We start from the raw sequence: 18,080 nt of genomic DNA on the forward strand, positions 1-18,080 counted from the left end.
ATGCTCACGCCTCGTAGTGGGCGCGCACCAGTTCGTCGAGCAGGCGCACACCGAAGCCCGATCCCCAGGACTGGTTGATCTCGTCTGCGGGCGAGGACATGGCCGTTCCGGCGATATCGAGATGGGCCCACGGCGTCTCGCCGACAAAGCGCTTCAGGAACTGGGCGGCGGTGATCGAGCCGGCATGGCGGCCGCTCGAATTCTTCATGTCGGCGAACTTGCTGTCGATCATCTTGTCGTAGTCCTTGCCGAGCGGCATGCGCCACAGGCGCTCGTTGGAGGCAAGGCCGGCCTTCAAGAGATTGTCGGCAAGCGTATCGTTGTTGGAAAACAGGCCGGCATGCTGGGTGCCGAGCGCCACCAGGACGGCCCCGGTCAGGGTGGCCAGGTTGATCATGAACTCCGGCTTGAAGCGGTCGTTGCAATACCAAAGGGCATCGGCCAGCACGAGACGACCTTCCGCATCGGTATTGATGACTTCGATGGTCTGGCCGGACATGGAGGTGACGATATCGCCCGGACGCTGGGCATTGCCGTCCGGCATGTTTTCCACCAGGCCGATAATGCCGACGACATTGACCTTGGCCTCACGCGCGGCCAGCACATGCATCAGGCCGGTAACGGCGGCAGCGCCGCCCATGTCGCCCTTCATGTCTTCCATGCCGCCGGCCGGCTTGATCGAGATGCCGCCGGTGTCGAACACGACGCCCTTGCCGACAAAGGCGATCGGCCGGTCCTTGGCCTTGCCGCCCTTCCACTGCATGACGGCCAGGCGCGGCGGGCGAACGGAGCCCTGCGCCACGCCGAGCAGCGCGCCCATGCCGAGCTTCTTCATGTCCTTCTCAGTCAGGATTTCCACCTCGACGCCGAGCTTTTCCAGTTCCTTGGCCTTGGCGGCAAATTCGAGAGGCCCGAGAATATTGGCCGGTTCGTTGACCAGATCGCGGGCAATGATCACGCCCTCGGCCACGGCCTGCGCATCGGCAAAGGCCTTCTTGGCGGCGGAAGCGTCCGCCGTGACGATGGTCACCTTGATCTGTTTGGCCGGCGCGTTTTCGTCTTCGTCCTTCTTGCGGGTCTTGTAGGTGTCGAAGCTGTAATTGCGCAGCAGCATGCCGAGCGCGAAGTCGGCGGCGGCCTTGGGGCTGACCTCGACGCCGGGCGCGTCGATGAAGATCGTCACCTTGTCGACCGATTTCAGGACGGAGGCTGCCGTGCCGCCGGCCTTCAGCCAGTCATGGGCGATCACCGCCTCCGCCTTGCCCAGGCCGATGACAACGATTCGGTCGACCGGCGAGCCGTGCGGCGCAACGAGATCCAGCTTGCCCATCGCCTTGCCGGTGAATTTCGCGATGTCGGCGGCCTTGCCGAACACACCCGCCGGATCGGCTTCGGCGGCGCCGGCCGGTAGATCTGCGTCGGACGCTTTCAGGAGAATGGCGAGATCGCCAGACAGGCGGGGAGACTTGGCGAAGCCGATTTCGATCTTGGCGGACATAGGCGGGACCTTACAAAACATGCTGAAAACACAATGAGCGCCGATCATGTCGGTTTCGGGCCTGAAAGCAAGGGCCAGATCCCTGCCTCCCCGGTTTTGGTTGGCCCCGACCGTCGTGCGGCTTTCATACAAGACTGCTAAACAACACGGCGCCTCGACGAATGCCGACCCAGAAAGCATGCCGCCATGTATCTCGCCGTCCCCGCCATCCGAGACAGCGCCGCCCGCCTGACCCCGCCCTCCGAAAGGCCGGCCCTGCAATGGGCGCTCCGCTTTGCGGCCCTGTGGTTTCTGTTGCTGGCGACCTTTCATGCCTTTCCGCAGATCGACATTGCCGTGGCGCGGTTCTTCTTCCGGCCCTTTACCTGCCTGGAACCCCAGGCGAGCGCCCTGGCCTGCGGCCATTTCCCCAACGCTGGCGAGCAGATTCTCGTCAGACTCCGCAAGGTGCTGTTCTACCTGCCGTCGCTGTCTGCCGTGTTCCTGCTCTGGCTGCTGATCGAATGCCTGCAGCAGCACGGCGCCACCTACCAGCGGGCCAAGACCCGGACGATTTCACTCACCCTGCTCTCCTTCGTCATCGGCCCCTACATCCTCGTCAATCTCATCCTGAAAAGCATTTCCGGCCGGCCACGGCCCAATGAGACCGACCTGTTCGGCGGCGACCTTGGTTTTACCGCCGCCGGCACGTTCGACGGCCTGTGCGACAGCAACTGTTCCTTCGTGTCCGGCGAGGCGGCCGGGGCCGGCTGGCTTGCCTGTCTGGTCATCCTGTTGCCGGCCCGCCTCAGACCGGTGCTCGGGCCGCCGATCCTTGTCCTATCGGTGACCATGGCGGCGATGCGCGTCAGTTTCGGCGGACATTATCTGTCCGACGTGATGCTCGGATGGCTGCTGTCGGTCACGGTTTTTGCAGCAACATTTGCCACATTCCAGCTTCTGGATGCCCGCAGAACCGCCAAAGTCTGATGTCAGACCCCAGTCCGGAAACGCCCCCGTTCACCAACCGGATGAGACAGCACTTGTCTTTTGCCCCGGCGATAGGCAAATAGGGGCGCTCACAGGGTCCGGCATGAAGCTTCTCGAACTTTACATATTGCGGCGCGTCGCGCAGATGTTCCTCACCGCCCTGTTGCCGGTGCTCGCCATCATATGGACGACGCAGGTGCTGGCGCGCATCAACCTGGTCACCGACAGCGGCCAGTCGATCGGCTCGTTCGCGACGCTGGCGACGCTGATCCTGCCGACGATCATCCCGATCGTCATGCCCTTTGCCCTGGTCATCGGCATTACCCAGACCCTGACGGCGATGAACAACGACTCGGAACTGGCCGTCATCGATGCGGCCGGCGCCTCCCGGTCGATCATCACCCGGCCGATCATCGCCTTTGCGGTGGGCCTGAGCCTCCTGTCCTTCCTGATCGCCAACCTGATCGAGCCGCAGGTGCGGGTCGCCGCCCGTCATATGATCGCCGCCGCCTATGCCGACCTGCTGTCCTCGGTCATCGAGGAAAAGAGCTTCCGGCGGGTCGAGGACGGCCTCTACGTGCAGATCTCGGAACGCCAGTCGGGCCGGGTGCTGAAGGGGCTGTTCGTGGCGGATTCACGCGATCCGGCCTTTGAGCTGATCTATTACGCCCGCGAAGGTGCGGTCGACGAAACCGGGACGGCGCTGATCATGCGCGACGGCGAGGTGCATCGCAAGGCGCCCGACGGCAATGTCTCGGTGGTGCGTTTTGATTCCTATTCCTTCGATCTGTCCGACCTGACGCAGACGCGCGGCCAGGCGCGGATGCGCTCCACCGACCGCGGCCTGCCCTTCCTGCTCAACCCCGATCCGACGGATCCCGACGTCAAGGCGCATCCCGGCGAATACCGGGCCGAACTGCATCGGCGGCTGGCCGACTGGAGTTTCCCGCTGGCGCTCGGCCTGATCTCGCTGGTGGTGGCCGGCGACGCGCGCTCCCACCGGGAGGCTCGGCTGCATCCGATGGTCTCCGCGCTCACCATCGCGCTGCTTTTGCGCTGGCTGTCGTTCTACAGCGCCAATCAGGCCGAAAACAATGCAGCCTTCGTGCCGGCCATCTACGCAGCGCCCATGCTGAGCGGCGGGCTGGCCGCGATGGCGCTGCTGCGCAACAAAAAGACCCATATACCCCGGCCATTGCGCAACCTGATCAGCCGGGTGCAGACCCTCATCGAGAAACGCCTGCCCCGCAATGGACCCCAGCCGAATGGGGGGGACAGCTGATGTTCACCACCCTTGGACGGTATTTCCTGAAGCGCTATGCCATTACCATTTTCTGGTTCTTCATCGGCGTGATCTCGATCGTCTACCTGATCGATTTCAGCGAAATCACCGGTCGTCTGGCCGGGCTGACAGGCTATTCGCTGGCGGGCGTGCTCTATATCACTGCCATGCGCCTGCCGCTGCTGCTGCAGCAGACCGTGCCGTTCATCACCCTGTTCTCCGGCATGACGACGCTGATCGCGCTCAACCGGAAATCGGAACTGGTGGTGGCGCGCGCCGCCGGCATATCCGTCTGGCAGTTCATGACACCCTTCATCGCCGGCGCCTTCATGGTCGGCCTGCTCACCATGCTGGTCATCAATCCGCTGGCGGCCTGGGGCCAGAGCCAGGCGCTAAAAATCGAATCGAGCTGGCGCGACGCCAGCAGCACATCAAGCGGCGCTTCGACCATTCCGTGGCTGCGCCAGATCAGCGGCAACGAGGACACGATCATCGGTGCGACGACCGTTCTTGAGAACGGAACGCTGCTCGTCGACGCGGTTCTCATCCACTTCGACAGTGGCGGACGGATCATCTTGCGGCAGGACGCCGAATCGGCAAAATTGAAAGATGGTTACTGGTTGCTTAACGATGTGACGGAAACCCGGCCCGGCGAAATTGCCGTCAGGCTCGCCACAGCCGAAGTTCGTACCAACCTGAAACAAGAATTCATTCAAGAGCGCCTTGCTCAGCCGGAAACCGTTGCATTTTATGAGCTTTCTAACAAAATTTCCGTCGCGAAATCGTTCGGCGTCTCCACCAAGGCGCTCGAAACCCAATTCCATTCCATGCTCTCGCTCCCCTTTCTTCTGGTTGCGATGACCCTGATTGCAGCAACCGTGTCCTTAAAATTTAGCCGGTTCAACCAGTCTCGGTCGGTGATTCTGGGTGGAATCATTTCGGGCTTCGTGCTTTATGTCGTAACAGTGCTCGTGAAGGCATTCGGTAGCAGCGGTGTAGTACCTCCGTTCGTTGCAGCCTGGGTTCCGGTCGTCGTTGCGACGGCCCTAGGCGCAACGATTTTGCTTCACCAGGAGGATGGTTAGTGGCGGCAAGTGACCGCAAGAATATCAGAAGGCTTGTCACGGCCCTGCTGACTGGCGCCTCGTTGTGCGCATATCTCGCTTGTGCTGCGGTGACCCGCGCGCAAGAGGGTGATTCAGTGCGTGCGCTCGAGCCCAGCATTCCCGCTGACGCCAAGCTTTTGCTGGCGGCAAACGAACTGACATACGACAAGGACGCCGAGAAGGTCACGGCCGTCGGCGGCGTGCAGATCAATTATGCGGGCTACCAGATGGTCGCCAAACGCGTCGAATATAACCAGCAGACCGGCCGGATGATGGCCTATGGCGACATCGAACTGGTCGAGCCGGGCGGCAATCGCCTGTATGCCGAATCGCTCGATGTGACCGACAATTTCGCCGACGGCTTCGTGAACGCCCTGCGCATCGAGACCAGCGATAATACCCGTCTGGCAGCCGAGCGCGGCGAGCGGATCGGTGGCCGCGACATGGTGCTCTATAACGGCGTCTATACCGCCTGCCTGCCCTGCGCTGACCACCCGGAACGTCCGCCGCTATGGCAGATCAAGGCGGAACGCGTCATTCAGAACGGCGTGAAGCATACGGTTCGGCTCGAAAAAGCGCGGTTCGAATTGTTTGGCAAACCGATCGCCTTCGTTCCGGCCATCGAAGTGCCGGACAACACGGTGAAGCGGAAGTCCGGCTTCCTGTTTCCGGAAATGAGCACCTCCGAAAATCTTGGTTTCGGCCTGACGGTGCCCTATTACTACGCGATCTCCAACCAGATGGATGCGACCGTCAAGGCGACCGGCTTTACCAGCCAGGGCGTTCTTCTCGAAGCGGAAATCCGCCAGCGGTTCGAATCCGGAACGACGACCCTGCGCATGGCTGGCATCAGCCAGATGAACTCGGGAAATTTCGATTCCGGCACCACGGACTACGAGAACGACAACCGCGGCATGGTTGCCTCCAAGGGCGAGTTCAAGGTCAATCCCCGCTGGGCCTTCGGCTGGGACGTGATGCTGCAGAGCGACAACAACTTTGCACGGACCTATGACCTTTCCGAGTTGGACGACACCACCCATACCAACCAGGTCTACCTGACCGGGGCTGGAGAGCGGAACTCGTTCGATATGCGTGGCTACTATTTCGACGTCCAGGACGCCGATCCGGAAGACGCGGCTGAAAAGCGCCAGCCGGTGGTGCTGCCATCGCTCGATTACAGCTATTATGCACCGGAGCCGGTGGCCGGCGGACAATTGTCCGCGAACATGAACTTCACGGTGCTGTCGCGCTTCGATGACGATGCGCTCGATAGCGACGGCGACGGCATCAACGACCGTTTCCGCGGCGTGAAGGGCACGATGTCGCGGCTGACGGCGGAAGCCGAGTGGAAGCGCACCTATACCGCGCCCGGCGGCCTGCTGCTGACGCCGCTGCTGGCGGCCCGCGGCGATGCCTATGGTCTCGATATGGAGTCGCCGACCGGATATACCGGCAATTTCACCGATGATGCCACGGCGACCCGCTACATGGTCACCGCAGGGCTGGAAGCCCGTTATCCCTGGCTGATCACCACAGACAACAGCAGCCACGTCATTGAACCGATCGCCCAGCTCTACGTCCGCCCGGACGAACAGATGGCCGGTCAGTTGCCGAACGAGGATGCGCAGAGCTTCGTCTTCGACGCGACGACGCTGTTCGAGCGCGACAAGTTTTCCGGTTATGACCGCGTCGAAGGCGGCACCCGCGCCAATGTCGGCATCCGCTATACCGGATCGCTCGACAATGGCTTCGGGCTACGCGGTATTTTCGGCCAGTCCTACCAGATCGCCGGGACGAACTCGTTCGCCACCGACGATCTGGTCAATGCCGGGGCCAATTCCGGCCTTGAAACCGATGTTTCCGACTTTGTCGGCATGATCGGCCTCGAGACGCCCACCGGCATATCGATGAGCACCAATGCGCGTTTCGACGAAAAGACCTTCGACGTGCGCCGCACGGACGCCACGGTCGGCTATCACAACAACAAGTTCCAGACCAATCTGACGTATACGCAGATCGCCGCGCAGCCTGAATACGGCCTGGACGAAGCCAATGACGAGTTGCAGAGTGCCAGCTCCGTCAAGGTGGGCGATTACTGGTCGGTGTACGGATCGCTGACCTGGGACATCAACAGCAGCGAAATCAACCGGCATGGCGTCGGCGTTTCCTATGCGGACGAATGCACGGTGTTTTCGCTGGTCTATTCGGAAAAGCGGGATCCGGACAATGAATCCGCCAATGACTGGTCGATCGGCGCCCGCCTGACGTTCCGCACGCTGGGCGACGTCAAAGTCGGAGACACGGAGCTTGACGGCTTCAAGTGATCGCCATTCCGCCCCGCTGGCGGCCCGGCGAGCCGTCAAAGCCCGCGTGTAACACGTCGTTGCTGCGTGGAGCCGCTTGAAAGCCGCACCGATGTCATTGTTTCGCCGCAAGGATTGTGCAATTCCTGCCGCCTACTATACTAAGACAGACACACGGGACGTGCCTGCGTCAGCGAAAGCCGCGGCGCGGGAGGAAGGTTTGGGATGATCAAGGGCAGGACAGCGATACGAACACTGGCGCTCGGCACAGCCATGCTGGCCTTGTTCGCATTCATCGAACCGGGAGCCGCCCCTGTCTTTGCGGCCAGCGAAATCAAGGCGGTCGTCAACAAGACGGCAATCACCAGCGGCGACATCGCCAAGCGTGCGGCCTTCATGCGCCTGCGCCGCCAGAAGGGCGACATCGGCAAGCTTGCCAAGGAAGAAATGGTCGACGAAGTCCTGAAGCGCCAGGAAATCGCCCGCCTCGGCATGTCGGTCAGCACCACGGATGTCGACAAATCCTTCGAGCGGTTTGCCGCCTCCAACAAGCTTTCGCCGGCGCAGATGACCAGCATTCTCGACCAGGCCGGTGTCGGCGCCGATCACTTCAAGGCCTATCTCGCGGTGCAGATGAGCTGGCCACGGCTGGTGAATTCGCGCTACGGCGCCAGCAACAAACTGTCCACCCAGGACATCGTCACACGCCTGCTGGAAAACAAGCAGAAGCCGGTGACCACGGAATATTTTCTGAAACAGGTGATTTTCGTGATCCCTGAGTCCAAGCGCTCCGCCATCACCGGCAAGCGCAAGTCGGAAGCCGAAGCCTCCCGTTCGAAATTCCCCGGCTGCGACGGCGCGATGCAGTTTGCCCGGGACTATCATGACGTTTCGATCCGCAACCTCGGTCGCGTGATGGCGCCGGAATTGCCGACCGACTGGAAGCCGCTGATCGAAAAGGCCAGTGGCGGCACGACCGGGACCCGCGTCACGGAAAGAGGCGTCGAATATCTGGCGATCTGCAACCAGCGCGAAGTGTCCGACGACGCGGCCGCCGAAGTGGTGTTCCGGGCCGAGGACATCGGCAAGGCAGACAATGCCGAAGACCCGAATTCGAAGAAGTTTCTCGACGAACTGCGCTCCAAGGCGCAGATCGTCTATCGCTGACAACCGGATACATCCATGCCCGCACATGATCTCGCCCCGCTTGCTCTCAGCCAGGGCGATCCTGCGGGCATCGGACCGGACATCGCCCTTGCCGCATGGCTCGACCGCGAGCGCCATGCGTTGCCGCCTTTCGTGTTCATCGGCGACCCCGCCAATCTGGCGGTCAGGGCGCGGCTGCTGGAACTGGACGTGCCGATCCGCGACGTCACGGCTGACAATGCTGTCGCCTGCTTTTCGCAGGCCCTGCCGGTCATTTCCATCCCGACCGGCGTCGATGTGATTGCCGGCGAGCCGCATGTCTCCACGGCGCGCGGCACGATCGCGGCCATCGAGACGGCCGTTACGCTGTGCATGAGCGGCAAGGTGCGCGGCATCGTCACCAATCCGATTGCCAAATCCGTGCTTTACGAGGCCGGTTTCGGCTTTCCGGGCCATACCGAATTCCTGGCCGATCTCGCCGCCAAGGCGACCGGCAAACCGTTCCGGCCGGTTATGATGCTGGTCGGTCCGAAACTGCGCGCCGTGCCGGTGACGATCCACATTCCCCTGAAGGACGTGCCCGCCGCCCTGACGCAAGAACTGATCGTCGAGACCTGCCGGATTGCCGCGCATGACCTGAAGACCCGCTTCGGCATCGCCGTGCCGCGCCTGGCGGTGGCAGGCCTCAATCCCCATGCCGGCGAAGGCGGGGCGCTCGGCCACGAAGACGAGGATATCGTTCACGTGGCGATCATGCGGCTGCGCGACGAAGGCATCGATGCCTTCGGGCCGCTGCCGGCCGACACGATGTTTCACGAGGATGCGCGGCGCCGCTATGACGTGGCGATCTGCATGTATCATGATCAGGCACTGATCCCCGTCAAGGCGCTCGATTTCGACGAATCGGTCAATGTGACGCTCGGCCTGCCCTTCGTGCGCACGTCGCCCGACCATGGCACGGCCTTCGGCATTGCCGGCAAGGGCATCGCCCGCGAAAACAGCCTTGTCGCCGCCATCAAACTCGCCGACCAGATCAGCCGGGATGCTGACCGTTAATGGCAACCCTTGACGGACTGCCGCCGCTGCGCGACGTGATCCAGCGCCATGGGCTCGATGCCCGCAAGGCGCTCGGCCAGAACTTTCTGCTCGACCTCAACATCACCCAGAAGATCGCCCGCACGGCCGGTCCGCTGGCGGGCATGACCGTCATCGAGGTTGGCCCCGGCCCCGGCGGACTGACGCGGGCCATTCTGGCGCTCGGCGCCGAGAAACTGATCGTCATCGAACGGGACGCCCGCTGCCTGCCGGCACTGGCCGAAATCGGCGAACATTATCCCGGCCGGCTCGAGGTGATCGAAGGCGATGCGCTGAAGATCGATTTCGAGACGCTGGTCGCCCCCGGAACGCCGGTCAGGATCATCGCCAATCTGCCCTATAATGTCGGCACGCAATTGCTGATCAACTGGCTGCTGCCGAAGAGCTGGCCGCCGTTCTGGCAGTCGATGACGCTGATGTTCCAGCGCGAGGTCGGCCTTCGAATCGTTGCGACCGAAGAGGACGACCACTATGGCCGGCTCGGCGTGCTGTGCGGCTGGCGCACGCAGGCCCACATGGCCTTCGACCTGCCGCCGCAAGCCTTCTCGCCACCGCCGAAGGTCACCTCCACGGTGGTGCAGTTCGAGCCGCGACTTCAGCCCCTGCCCTGCGACGTCGCCCAGTTGGAGAAGGTCACGCAGGCCGCCTTCGGCCAGCGCCGCAAGATGCTGCGCCAGAGTCTCAAGCCGGTCGGCGGCGAAGCGCTGCTGGCCCGTGCCGGTATCGATCCGCAACGCCGCGCCGAAACGCTGAGCGTCGAAGAATTCGTGACCCTGGCGAATAATCTCTGAAACTGGGAGATTGCAGGCGCGGGCGCGTGATGATGCGCCCAGCCATGATGCTTTCTATTTCGCCTTGCTGGTCAGCGCACCGGCGTTTCCGTCAGCAACTCGCTGACAAAGTTGAACAGGCCATGGCGGCGGTCGCGTCGCAGGCGTTCGGCGCGGACGATCGACTGCACCGCGTTGAACGCCGTGTCGAGGTCGTCATTGACGATGACATAGTCATATTCGCGCCAGTGCTCGATCTCGGAGCGTGAATTGACAAGCCGCGTCTGGATCACCTCTTCGGTATCCTCGGCGCGGCGATGCAGGCGGGACTGCAGCTCGGTCATGGTTGGCGGCAGGATGAAGATCGACACGACATCGGCCGACATCTTGTCCTGCAGCTGCTGGGCGCCCTGCCAGTCGATATCGAACAGCATGTCGCGGCCCTCCGACATGGCGGTCTCGACGGCCTCGCGCGGCGTGCCGTAATAATTGCCGTGCACCTGCGCCCATTCCAGCAGCGAGTCGGAATCGCGCAGCCGCTCGAACTCGCGCTGCGAGACGAAATGGTAGTGAATACCCTCGATCTCGCTCTGGCGACGCTGGCGGGTGGTGACGCTGACCGACAGGCTGATCTGCTTGTCGCTGTCGAGCAGGGTGCGGGCAATGGTCGATTTGCCGGCGCCGGACGGTGAGGAGATCACCAGCATCAGGCCGCGCCGTTCTATCTTGATCAGTGAGGATACGGGCGGGTTCATAAGGCTACTCCAGATTCTGGACCTGTTCACGAAACTGGTCGATGACGACCTTTAACTCGATGCCGGCGGCGGTCACGGCGACGGCATTGGATTTGGAACAGATAGTATTCGATTCGCGGTTGAATTCCTGCGCCATAAAGTCGAGCTTGCGGCCAATCGGGCCGCCGGCAGCCAGCAGGGCGCGGGCGGCCGTGACATGGGCCTTCAAGCGGTCGAGTTCTTCGCGAAGATCGGCCTTGGTGGCCATCAGGGCGGCTTCGGCATAGAGCCGTTCGCGGTCAAGCGACGGGGCTGCCTCCATCAGGGCCGCCATCTGGGCCTCAAGCTTGCGGGCGATCTCCTCCACCGTGCGGGACGGATCAGTCTCGACCTGCAGGGTCAGGGCTTCGATCCGGTCGATCTGTGCCGACAGGACGTCGCCAAGCGCTTGCCCCTCCTGCTCGCGCATGGTCCGCAGGCCAGCTATGGCCGTGGCAAAGCCTTCAACAATGGCGGCATCGCGGGCCGCGATCGCCTCGGCATCGTCTTCCGCCTCGCGAAAGTCGACAAGGCCGCGGATCGACAAAAGGGCGTCCAGGCGCATCGGAGCGGGATCGACGATCTCGGCCCCGAGCCGGTTCCTCAGATCGAGCACGGCGGCCAGCGCCTCTTCGTTCAGCACCGCCTCGACGCGGTTCTCGCTGACCGAAACGGTCAGCTGGATCTGCAGGTTGCCTCGGGAAAAGCTTGCGGCCGCCAGGCGCCGGAATTCGCCTTCCAGAAGCTCAAGGCCCGGCGGCAGGCGCAGGCGCAGGTCCAGCCCCTTGCCGTTGACGGAGCGGAACTCCCAGGACCAGCGATGGCGTCCGACGGTGCCCTCGCTGCGGGCAAAGCCGGTCATGGATTGCAGTGCCATGCCTGGATCTCCGAAAGTTTTGTCGTTGCAATATCCTGTGACGGCTCAGTCGGCAACCGGTGGTGCTGCGGGTGGCTTGCCATCGGCGGCAGCGTCGCGAGCCGCGGCCTGCTCGGCCTCCAGCTTGCGCCAGCGCTGGACATTGGCATTGTGCTCGTCGAGCGTGGCGGCGAAGGCATGGCCGCCGGAACCGTCGGCCACGAAGTAGAGATCCTTGGTGCGCCAGGGATTGGCGACGGCTTCCAGGGCAGCGCGGCCGGGATTGGAAACCGGTCCTGGCGGCAGGCCCTTGATCACATAGGTGTTGTAGGGCGTCTGCTTCTGCAGGTCGGACTGATAGATCGGCCGATCCGCCGGCTTGCCCTCGCCGCCGAACAGACCGTAGATGATGGTCGGGTCGGACTGCAGCCGCATGCCCTTGGCCAGCCGGTTGATGAAGACCGAGGCGACATGGGCGCGCTCGTCATCCTTGCCGGTTTCCTTCTCGACGATCGACGCCAGCGTGATGAATTCGTCGCGGGTCTTGATCGGCAGGTCGGCGTCGCGCTTTTCCCAGATCTGCTCGACCAGCTGTTCCTGGGCAGCGGCCATCTGGTTGATGATTTCGACGCGCTTGGTGCCGCGGGAGAATTTGTAAGTATCGGGACGCAGCGTGCCTTCCTTGGGAAGATCGGCCGGCAGATCGCCTTCCAGCACCGGATCGTCGGCCAGGCGCTTGAACATCTGCGCGACCGTCAGGCCTTCGGGGAAGGAGACCGCATAGAGGATCGACTTGCCCGATTTCAGGAGGTCCATGACGTCCCTCATCGAGGCGCCGGCCTTGATCTCGTATTCGCCGGCCTTCAGCGTATCGTCTTCATCCAGATAGGTGGCCGTGACATAGCGGAAGACGCGCGCGTCGGAGACCACGCCATTGCGCTCCAGGCTGGTGGCGATCTCGGCAAGACCGGCACCGCTGCGCACCACGAAATTGGCATTGTTGGCGAGCGGGCCCGGGTTCTGGTAGGCCGACATGATGTAGTAGAAACCGGCAACGGCGATGATGCAGACCGCAACCGTCAGGGTCATGATGAAATTCAGGAAGATAACCAGCTGGCTGCGGGCGCGCCGCGAGCGCTTCGGCGGCTGCGGCACGCGCTCCGGTCTCAGCGCTTCGCTCGGCGACTTGGGAATGATGGGGCCCTTGCCTGCGCTGTCGCCATCGCGGCCGAATGGGACCCCTTCGTTCTGATGGTTGTCGCTCACGGGCAATCCTCTTCGTTTCGATAATGCCGCTGTTTGGCCAAGCATTGCGGCAAAAGCAGGTTCAGGAGACCATTCGTCCGGATGGTCGTCCGTTCGCCACGATGGGACTGCGCCAGTCTCGGCTCAGTCCTCGAGACGACGAAGCACCAGTGATGCATTCGTCCCGCCAAATCCGAAGGAATTGGACAGGGCGACGCGAACATCCCGATCGCGCGCCTTATGCGGCACGAGATCGATCGCCGTCTCGACATCGGGATTGTCGAGGTTGAGCGTCGGCGGCACCTTGCCGTCGCGGATGGCCAGCACCGAGAAAATCGCCTCGATCGCACCGGCGGCACCCAAAAGATGGCCGGTCGCCGACTTGGTGGACGACATGGAAATCCGCGACGCGGCATCGCCGACCAGCCGCTCGACGGCGCCCAGTTCGATCGTGTCGGCCATGGTCGAGGTGCCATGGGCATTGATGTAATCGATATCGGCCGGCGTCAGGCCGGCGCGCTTCAGCGCCATGGTCATGCAGCGGAAGGCGCCATCGCCGTCTTCCGAGGGGGCGGTGATATGGAAGGCGTCGCCGGAGAGGCCATAGCCGACCACTTCGGCATAGATCTTGGCGCCGCGGGCACGGGCATGTTCGAGCTCTTCCAGGACCACGATGCCGGATCCCTCGCCCATGACAAAACCGTCACGATCGCGGTCATAGGGCCGCGAGGCGCGCTGCGGCTCGTCGTTGTACTTGGTTGACAGCGCCTTGCAGGCCGCAAAGCCGGCCAGCGAAATGCGGCTGATCGGCGATTCCGCGCCGCCGGCCACCATCACGTCGGCATCGCCAAGGGCGATCAGGCGACTGGCGTCGCCGATCGCATGGGCGCCGGTGGAACAGGCCGTGACGACGGAATGGTTGGGACCGCGCAGCTTGTGGCGGATCGACACCTGGCCGGAGGCCAGGTTGATCAGGCGGCCGGTAATGAAAAACGGCGAGATGCGGCGGGGGCCCTTGTCGCGCAGCGTATAGCCGGCCTCGACAATGCCCTCGATGCCGCCGATGCCCGAACCGATCAGCACGCCGGTGGCAATCTGGTCTTCATCGGTGGCCGGATGCCAATTGGCATCGTTGAGCGCCATCTCGGCGGCTGCGACCGCATAGATGATGAAGGGATCGACCTTGCGCTGTTCCTTCGGTTCCATCCAGTCGTCGACATTGAAGGTGCCATCGGAACCGTCGCCGACGGGAATGCGGCAGGCAATCTTTGCAGGAAGGTCTTCGACCTCGAATTCGGTGACGCGGCGGGCGCCGCTCTGGCCGGCCAGGAGCCTCGACCACGAAATCTCTGTGCCACAGCCCAGAGGAGATACCATGCCGGTACCGGTGATAACGACACGTCTCATCGCCCGTAATCCACCCCACTCATTCAGCAACAGCTGAGTATACAAAAAAAGGACCGCCAAAGCGGGCCTTGACGGAGCGGGCCCTGAGCCCGCTCCACGATATGCTCAAGAGATCAGGGCTGAGCCTTCTCGATGAACTTTACGGCATCGCCAACCGTCAGAATGGAATCGGCAGCATCGTCCGGAATTTCAACGCCGAATTCTTCTTCGAAGGCCATGACCAATTCGACCGTGTCGAGCGAGTCCGCACCCAGATCGTCGATAAAGCTGGCGCCTTCGACGACTTTTTCAGCGTCTACGCCGAGATGGTCAATAACAATTTTCTTTACGCGTTCTGCGATATCGCTCATGTCGGTTTCCTCGACCTTTTCAATATAAGGGTGCCTCGATGGCGCCCTACCCTGTCTTCAGCCGGCGATCCGCATGTCATCGGTTTCGCCGGCAATCCCGTTCAACCCGGTCTACATAGGTACGTCATGTGCACAAGCACAACCGTTGCCTGTCGTTTTCGGGACGACTGTTCACAGTCAAGGCCCGATTAACATGGTTTAGGCCCGCCGGAAAGCCTGAAAATCGCCACCCTCCCTTCGCTCCGCAACGAATTGCGGGGGTAGATGGCGGTCAATCAGATCATCGCCATGCCGCCGTTGACGTGCAATGTCTGACCGGTCATGTAGCCCGCCTCGGAGGAGGCGAGATAAAGAACAGCCGACGCCACTTCAGCGCCAGTGCCCATGCGCTTCATCGGGATGGCAGCCATGATGCCCTCCTTCTGCTTGTCATTCAGCTTGCCAGTCATCGCACTTTCGATGAAACCCGGCGCCACGCAATTGACGGTGACATTACGCGTGGCGATTTCCTGGGCCAGCGATTTCGAGAAGCCGATCATGCCGGCCTTGGAGGCGCAATAGTTGGCCTGGCCCGGATTGCCGGTGACGCCGACGATCGAGGTGATGTTGATGATGCGGCCATAGCGGCGGCGCATCATCGGATGGGTCAGCTCGCGGGTCAGCCTAAAGGTCGCCGTCAGGTTGACCTCGATGACCGCGTCCCAGTCGGCATCGCTCATGCGCACGAACAGGCCGTCCTTGGTAATGCCGGCATTGTTGACGAGGATATCGACGCCCTGAAGATCGGCTTCGGCCTTTTCGCCAAGCGCCTTGACCTCGTCGCGATCGGCCAGATTGGCCGGGAAGATCTGCGTGCGGTCGCCGAGTTCGGCGGCCAGCGCCTCCAGCTTTTCGACCCGCGTTCCATGCAGGCCGACGGTGGCACCGCGGGCATGCAGCATGCGGGCGATCTCTTCGCCGATGCCGCCGGTTGCCCCGGTGACGAGCGCCTTGCGGCCGGTTAAATCGAACATGAACTCATTCCCTGTTTTCAAATCGTAAAGGTTTGGATCAGCCCAGCAGGGCGGCAAGCGCTGTATCGATATCGGCCGGCGAATTGACGGCAACGCCGGTGATCGTCTTGTCGATGCGCCGGGCGAGCCCGGTCAGCACCTTGCCGGCGCCCACTTCATATACCGTCGAAACGCCGTTTGCGGCAAACCATTCCACCGTTTCGCGCCAGCGCACCTGGCCGGTGACCTGCTCGACCAGCAGGCCGGCGATCTCTTCGGCGTCGCTGACGGGGGCGGCGCGGACATTGGCAATCAGCGGCACGACCGGATTGCTTTTGGCGACATCGGCGAGCGCATCGCGCATCGCATCGGCGGCCGGCGCCATCAGGGCCGAATGGAAGGGTGCTGAGACCGGCAGCATGATGGCACGCTTGGCGCCGCGCTCGGTGGCCAGTGCGGCTGCCTTTTCGACGGCCTCCTTGCCACCGGAGATGACGATCTGGCCGCCGCCATTGTCATTGGCGATCTGGCAGGGACCGATCGCTGCGGCCTCAGAACAGACGGACTGAACATCGGCCTGTTCCAACCCGATGATGGCGGCCATGGCGCCGGCGCCGACCGGCACGGCTGCCTGCATGGCATTGCCGCGAATGCGCAGAAGACGGGCGGTATCGCTGAGCGAAAACATGCCGGCTGCACAGAGCGCCGAATATTCGCCAAGCGAATGGCCGGCGACATAGGAGACCTTGGCGGAAAGATCGAGGCCGCGAGCCTGCAGGACGCGAATGGCGGCGATCGACACGGCCATCAAAGCCGGCTGGGCATTGGCGGTCAGCGTCAGGGTCTCTTCCGGACCGTTCCACATGATGTCGGAGAGTTTCTGGCCAAGCGCCTCGTCGACCTCGTCGAACACCGCACGGGCCTCCGGATAGGCATCGGCGAGGTCCTTGCCCATGCCGACGGCCTGGCTGCCCTGGCCCGGAAATGTAAACGCCACACTCATGAAGGTATCCTTCCTAACGCTTTTTCCTGTTCCAATTCACATTCTTGTCCTGGGAGTCAAGTCTGGCGCCGATATGGCCACCGCCGCTCCACGGCAAATGTTCCTGGCCGCTCCATCTTGCAGTGCGTCAAAATCGCTTTACATTGGCGTCTTCCCATTCAGCTCGATCGAGCATTTCAGAAGCACCGGGGTCACCACGACATGAAATACAATACATTGGGCCGCACCGACATTTCCGTGTCGGAAATCTGCCTTGGCACCATGACATGGGGCTCGCAGAACAACGAGGCCGAGGCTTTCGAGCAGATGGACTATGCGCTGGACAACGGCGTCAACTTCTTCGACACCGCCGAACTCTATCCGACCACGCCTGTGTCGCCGGAGACCTATGCCGATACCGAGCGCTTGATCGGCAACTGGTTTGCCAAGACCGGCAAGCGCGACCAGGTGGTGCTGGCCACAAAGGTGGCCGGTGCCGGCCGGCCCTATATTCGCGGCGGCGCGCCGATTACGGCGGACACCATCCGCGAGGCGGTCGACGCCAGCCTGCTGCGGCTGAAGACCGATTATATCGATCTCTACCAGATCCACTGGCCGAACCGCGGCCATTATCATTTCCGCGGCGTGTGGACCTACGACCCCTCAAGCCAAGACCGCGCCCAGGCGCTGGCCGACATCACCGAAAAGCTGGAGGCGCTTGGCGATTGCGTCAAGGCCGGCAAGATCCGCGCCATCGGGCTCTCCAACGAGACCACCTGGGGCACGCAGAAATATCTGTCGATCGCCGAGGCAAAGGGCCTGCCGCGCGTCGCCACCGTGCAGAACGAATATAACCTGCTCTACCGCGCCTACGATCTCGACATGGCAGAGCTGTCCCATCACGAGAATGTCGGGCTTTTGGCCTATTCGCCGCTGGCCGGCGGCATCCTGAGCGGCAAATATCTGGGCGGCGCCCGGCCTGCGGGTTCGCGCGGCTCGATCAACAGCGATATCGGCGGACGGCTGCAGCCGCTGCAGGAGCCGGCCACCAAGGCGTATCTCGACATGGCCGCCAAACATGGGCTCGATCCTTCGGCGCTGGCCCTCGCCTTCTGCCTGACGCGGCCGTTCATGGCCTCGGTGATCATCGGCGCCACCAGCATGGCGCAGCTGAAAACCGACATCGCGGCGGCCGACATCACGCTGACGCCCGATATGCTGGACGAGATCGCCAAGATCCATCGCACCTACCCGATGCCGATCTGATTCCGAGACACGCATCGCCCGGAGCGTCTGCCCCGGGCGA

The 18,080-nt window shown here is 62.6% G+C and carries 16 protein-coding genes; 8 read left to right on the top strand and 8 right to left on the bottom strand.

What is annotated here, in order from left to right:
- Positions 1 to 4: 4 nt before the first annotated feature.
- A complete protein-coding gene (locus tag HGO38_RS10755; protein WP_250955875.1) occupies positions 5 to 1,498 on the bottom strand; it encodes a leucyl aminopeptidase in 1,494 nt (497 codons plus the stop codon).
- A 186-nt stretch (positions 1,499 to 1,684) separates the two neighbouring features.
- On the opposite strand from HGO38_RS10755, the gene HGO38_RS10760 reads away from it, so the two are divergent.
- From HGO38_RS10760 to rsmA, 7 genes are all read left to right on the top strand, one after another.
- Positions 1,685 to 2,467 (top strand): phosphatase PAP2 family protein, encoded by a 783-nt coding sequence (locus HGO38_RS10760; RefSeq protein WP_250955876.1) that lies wholly within the window; start codon positions 1,685 to 1,687, stop codon positions 2,465 to 2,467.
- Between the two features lie 103 nt (positions 2,468 to 2,570).
- Positions 2,571 to 3,749, top strand: coding sequence for an LPS export ABC transporter permease LptF (gene lptF, locus HGO38_RS10765; RefSeq protein WP_250955877.1), 1,179 nt, complete (start codon positions 2,571 to 2,573; stop codon positions 3,747 to 3,749).
- The gene (gene lptG, locus HGO38_RS10770) at positions 3,746 to 4,834 is read left to right on the top strand and encodes an LPS export ABC transporter permease LptG (protein WP_250956004.1); all 1,089 of its coding nucleotides are present in this window, start codon (positions 3,746 to 3,748) and stop codon (positions 4,832 to 4,834) included. Before lptF ends, lptG begins: the two co-directional genes overlap by 4 nt.
- On the top strand, positions 4,834 to 7,179 hold the full coding sequence (locus HGO38_RS10775; RefSeq protein WP_250955878.1) for an LPS-assembly protein LptD: 2,346 nt from the start codon (positions 4,834 to 4,836) through the stop codon (positions 7,177 to 7,179). Before lptG ends, HGO38_RS10775 begins: the two co-directional genes overlap by 1 nt.
- A gap of 204 nt (positions 7,180 to 7,383) precedes the next feature.
- Positions 7,384 to 8,325, top strand: coding sequence for a SurA N-terminal domain-containing protein (locus HGO38_RS10780; protein WP_284739377.1), 942 nt, complete (start codon positions 7,384 to 7,386; stop codon positions 8,323 to 8,325).
- Positions 8,326 to 8,340: 15 nt separating this feature from the next.
- The gene (gene pdxA / locus HGO38_RS10785; RefSeq protein ID WP_250955879.1) at positions 8,341 to 9,360 is read left to right on the top strand and encodes a 4-hydroxythreonine-4-phosphate dehydrogenase PdxA; all 1,020 of its coding nucleotides are present in this window, start codon (positions 8,341 to 8,343) and stop codon (positions 9,358 to 9,360) included.
- Complete coding sequence (gene rsmA, locus HGO38_RS10790) at positions 9,360 to 10,190, top strand: 16S rRNA (adenine(1518)-N(6)/adenine(1519)-N(6))-dimethyltransferase RsmA (RefSeq protein ID WP_250955880.1); 831 nt, start codon at positions 9,360 to 9,362, stop codon at positions 10,188 to 10,190. Before pdxA ends, rsmA begins: the two co-directional genes overlap by 1 nt.
- Before the next feature lie 71 nt (positions 10,191 to 10,261).
- Here rsmA and gmk read toward each other — a convergent pair whose 3' ends face one another.
- The 7 genes from gmk to fabD form a co-directional block, all read right to left on the bottom strand.
- Positions 10,262 to 10,924, bottom strand: coding sequence for a guanylate kinase (gene gmk, locus HGO38_RS10795; RefSeq protein ID WP_250955881.1), 663 nt, complete (start codon positions 10,922 to 10,924; stop codon positions 10,262 to 10,264).
- A 4-nt stretch (positions 10,925 to 10,928) separates the two neighbouring features.
- Entirely contained in the window at positions 10,929 to 11,819 is an 891-nt protein-coding gene (locus HGO38_RS10800; RefSeq protein ID WP_250955882.1) for a YicC/YloC family endoribonuclease, read from the bottom strand.
- Between the two features lie 45 nt (positions 11,820 to 11,864).
- Positions 11,865 to 13,064 (bottom strand): endolytic transglycosylase MltG, encoded by a 1,200-nt coding sequence (mltG, locus tag HGO38_RS10805; RefSeq protein ID WP_250955883.1) that lies wholly within the window; start codon positions 13,062 to 13,064, stop codon positions 11,865 to 11,867.
- A 123-nt stretch (positions 13,065 to 13,187) separates the two neighbouring features.
- A complete protein-coding gene (fabF, locus tag HGO38_RS10810) occupies positions 13,188 to 14,450 on the bottom strand; it encodes a beta-ketoacyl-ACP synthase II (protein WP_250955884.1) in 1,263 nt (420 codons plus the stop codon).
- A 113-nt stretch (positions 14,451 to 14,563) separates the two neighbouring features.
- The gene (locus tag HGO38_RS10815; protein WP_112649669.1) at positions 14,564 to 14,800 is read right to left on the bottom strand and encodes an acyl carrier protein; all 237 of its coding nucleotides are present in this window, start codon (positions 14,798 to 14,800) and stop codon (positions 14,564 to 14,566) included.
- A 275-nt stretch (positions 14,801 to 15,075) separates the two neighbouring features.
- Positions 15,076 to 15,813: a 3-oxoacyl-[acyl-carrier-protein] reductase gene (gene fabG / locus HGO38_RS10820; protein WP_250955885.1), complete on the bottom strand. Its 738-nt coding sequence runs from the start codon at positions 15,811 to 15,813 to the stop codon at positions 15,076 to 15,078.
- 37 nt (positions 15,814 to 15,850) lie between these two features.
- The gene (gene fabD, locus HGO38_RS10825) at positions 15,851 to 16,795 is read right to left on the bottom strand and encodes an ACP S-malonyltransferase (protein WP_250955886.1); all 945 of its coding nucleotides are present in this window, start codon (positions 16,793 to 16,795) and stop codon (positions 15,851 to 15,853) included.
- Between the two features lie 201 nt (positions 16,796 to 16,996).
- Here fabD and HGO38_RS10830 point away from each other — a divergent pair, with 201 nt between their 5' ends.
- Positions 16,997 to 18,040, top strand: coding sequence for an aldo/keto reductase (locus HGO38_RS10830; protein ID WP_250955887.1), 1,044 nt, complete (start codon positions 16,997 to 16,999; stop codon positions 18,038 to 18,040).
- Positions 18,041 to 18,080 lie beyond the last annotated feature (40 nt).

The organism is Rhizobium sp. CG5 (genome assembly GCF_023701945.1).
Classification (GTDB): Bacteria; Pseudomonadota; Alphaproteobacteria; order Rhizobiales; family Rhizobiaceae; genus Allorhizobium.

Bases quoted from the DNA above. Each gene is read 5' to 3' on its own strand.
- HGO38_RS10780 (WP_284739377.1), top strand. From the start codon at position 7,384: ATGATCAAGGGCAGGACAGCGATACGAACACTGGCGCTCGGCACAGCC.
- fabD (WP_250955886.1), bottom strand. From the start codon at position 16,795: ATGAGTGTGGCGTTTACATTTCCGGGCCAGGGCAGCCAGGCCGTCGGC.
- fabG (WP_250955885.1), bottom strand. From the start codon at position 15,813: ATGTTCGATTTAACCGGCCGCAAGGCGCTCGTCACCGGGGCAACCGGC.
- HGO38_RS10760 (WP_250955876.1), top strand. From the start codon at position 1,685: ATGTATCTCGCCGTCCCCGCCATCCGAGACAGCGCCGCCCGCCTGACC.
- HGO38_RS10830 (WP_250955887.1), top strand. From the start codon at position 16,997: ATGAAATACAATACATTGGGCCGCACCGACATTTCCGTGTCGGAAATC.
- fabF (WP_250955884.1), bottom strand. From the start codon at position 14,450: ATGAGACGTGTCGTTATCACCGGTACCGGCATGGTATCTCCTCTGGGC.
- HGO38_RS10815 (WP_112649669.1), bottom strand. From the start codon at position 14,800: ATGAGCGATATCGCAGAACGCGTAAAGAAAATTGTTATTGACCATCTC.
- lptF (WP_250955877.1), top strand. From the start codon at position 2,571: ATGAAGCTTCTCGAACTTTACATATTGCGGCGCGTCGCGCAGATGTTC.
- pdxA (WP_250955879.1), top strand. From the start codon at position 8,341: ATGCCCGCACATGATCTCGCCCCGCTTGCTCTCAGCCAGGGCGATCCT.
- HGO38_RS10800 (WP_250955882.1), bottom strand. From the start codon at position 11,819: ATGGCACTGCAATCCATGACCGGCTTTGCCCGCAGCGAGGGCACCGTC.
- rsmA (WP_250955880.1), top strand. From the start codon at position 9,360: ATGGCAACCCTTGACGGACTGCCGCCGCTGCGCGACGTGATCCAGCGC.
- HGO38_RS10755 (WP_250955875.1), bottom strand. From the start codon at position 1,498: ATGTCCGCCAAGATCGAAATCGGCTTCGCCAAGTCTCCCCGCCTGTCT.
- gmk (WP_250955881.1), bottom strand. From the start codon at position 10,924: ATGAACCCGCCCGTATCCTCACTGATCAAGATAGAACGGCGCGGCCTG.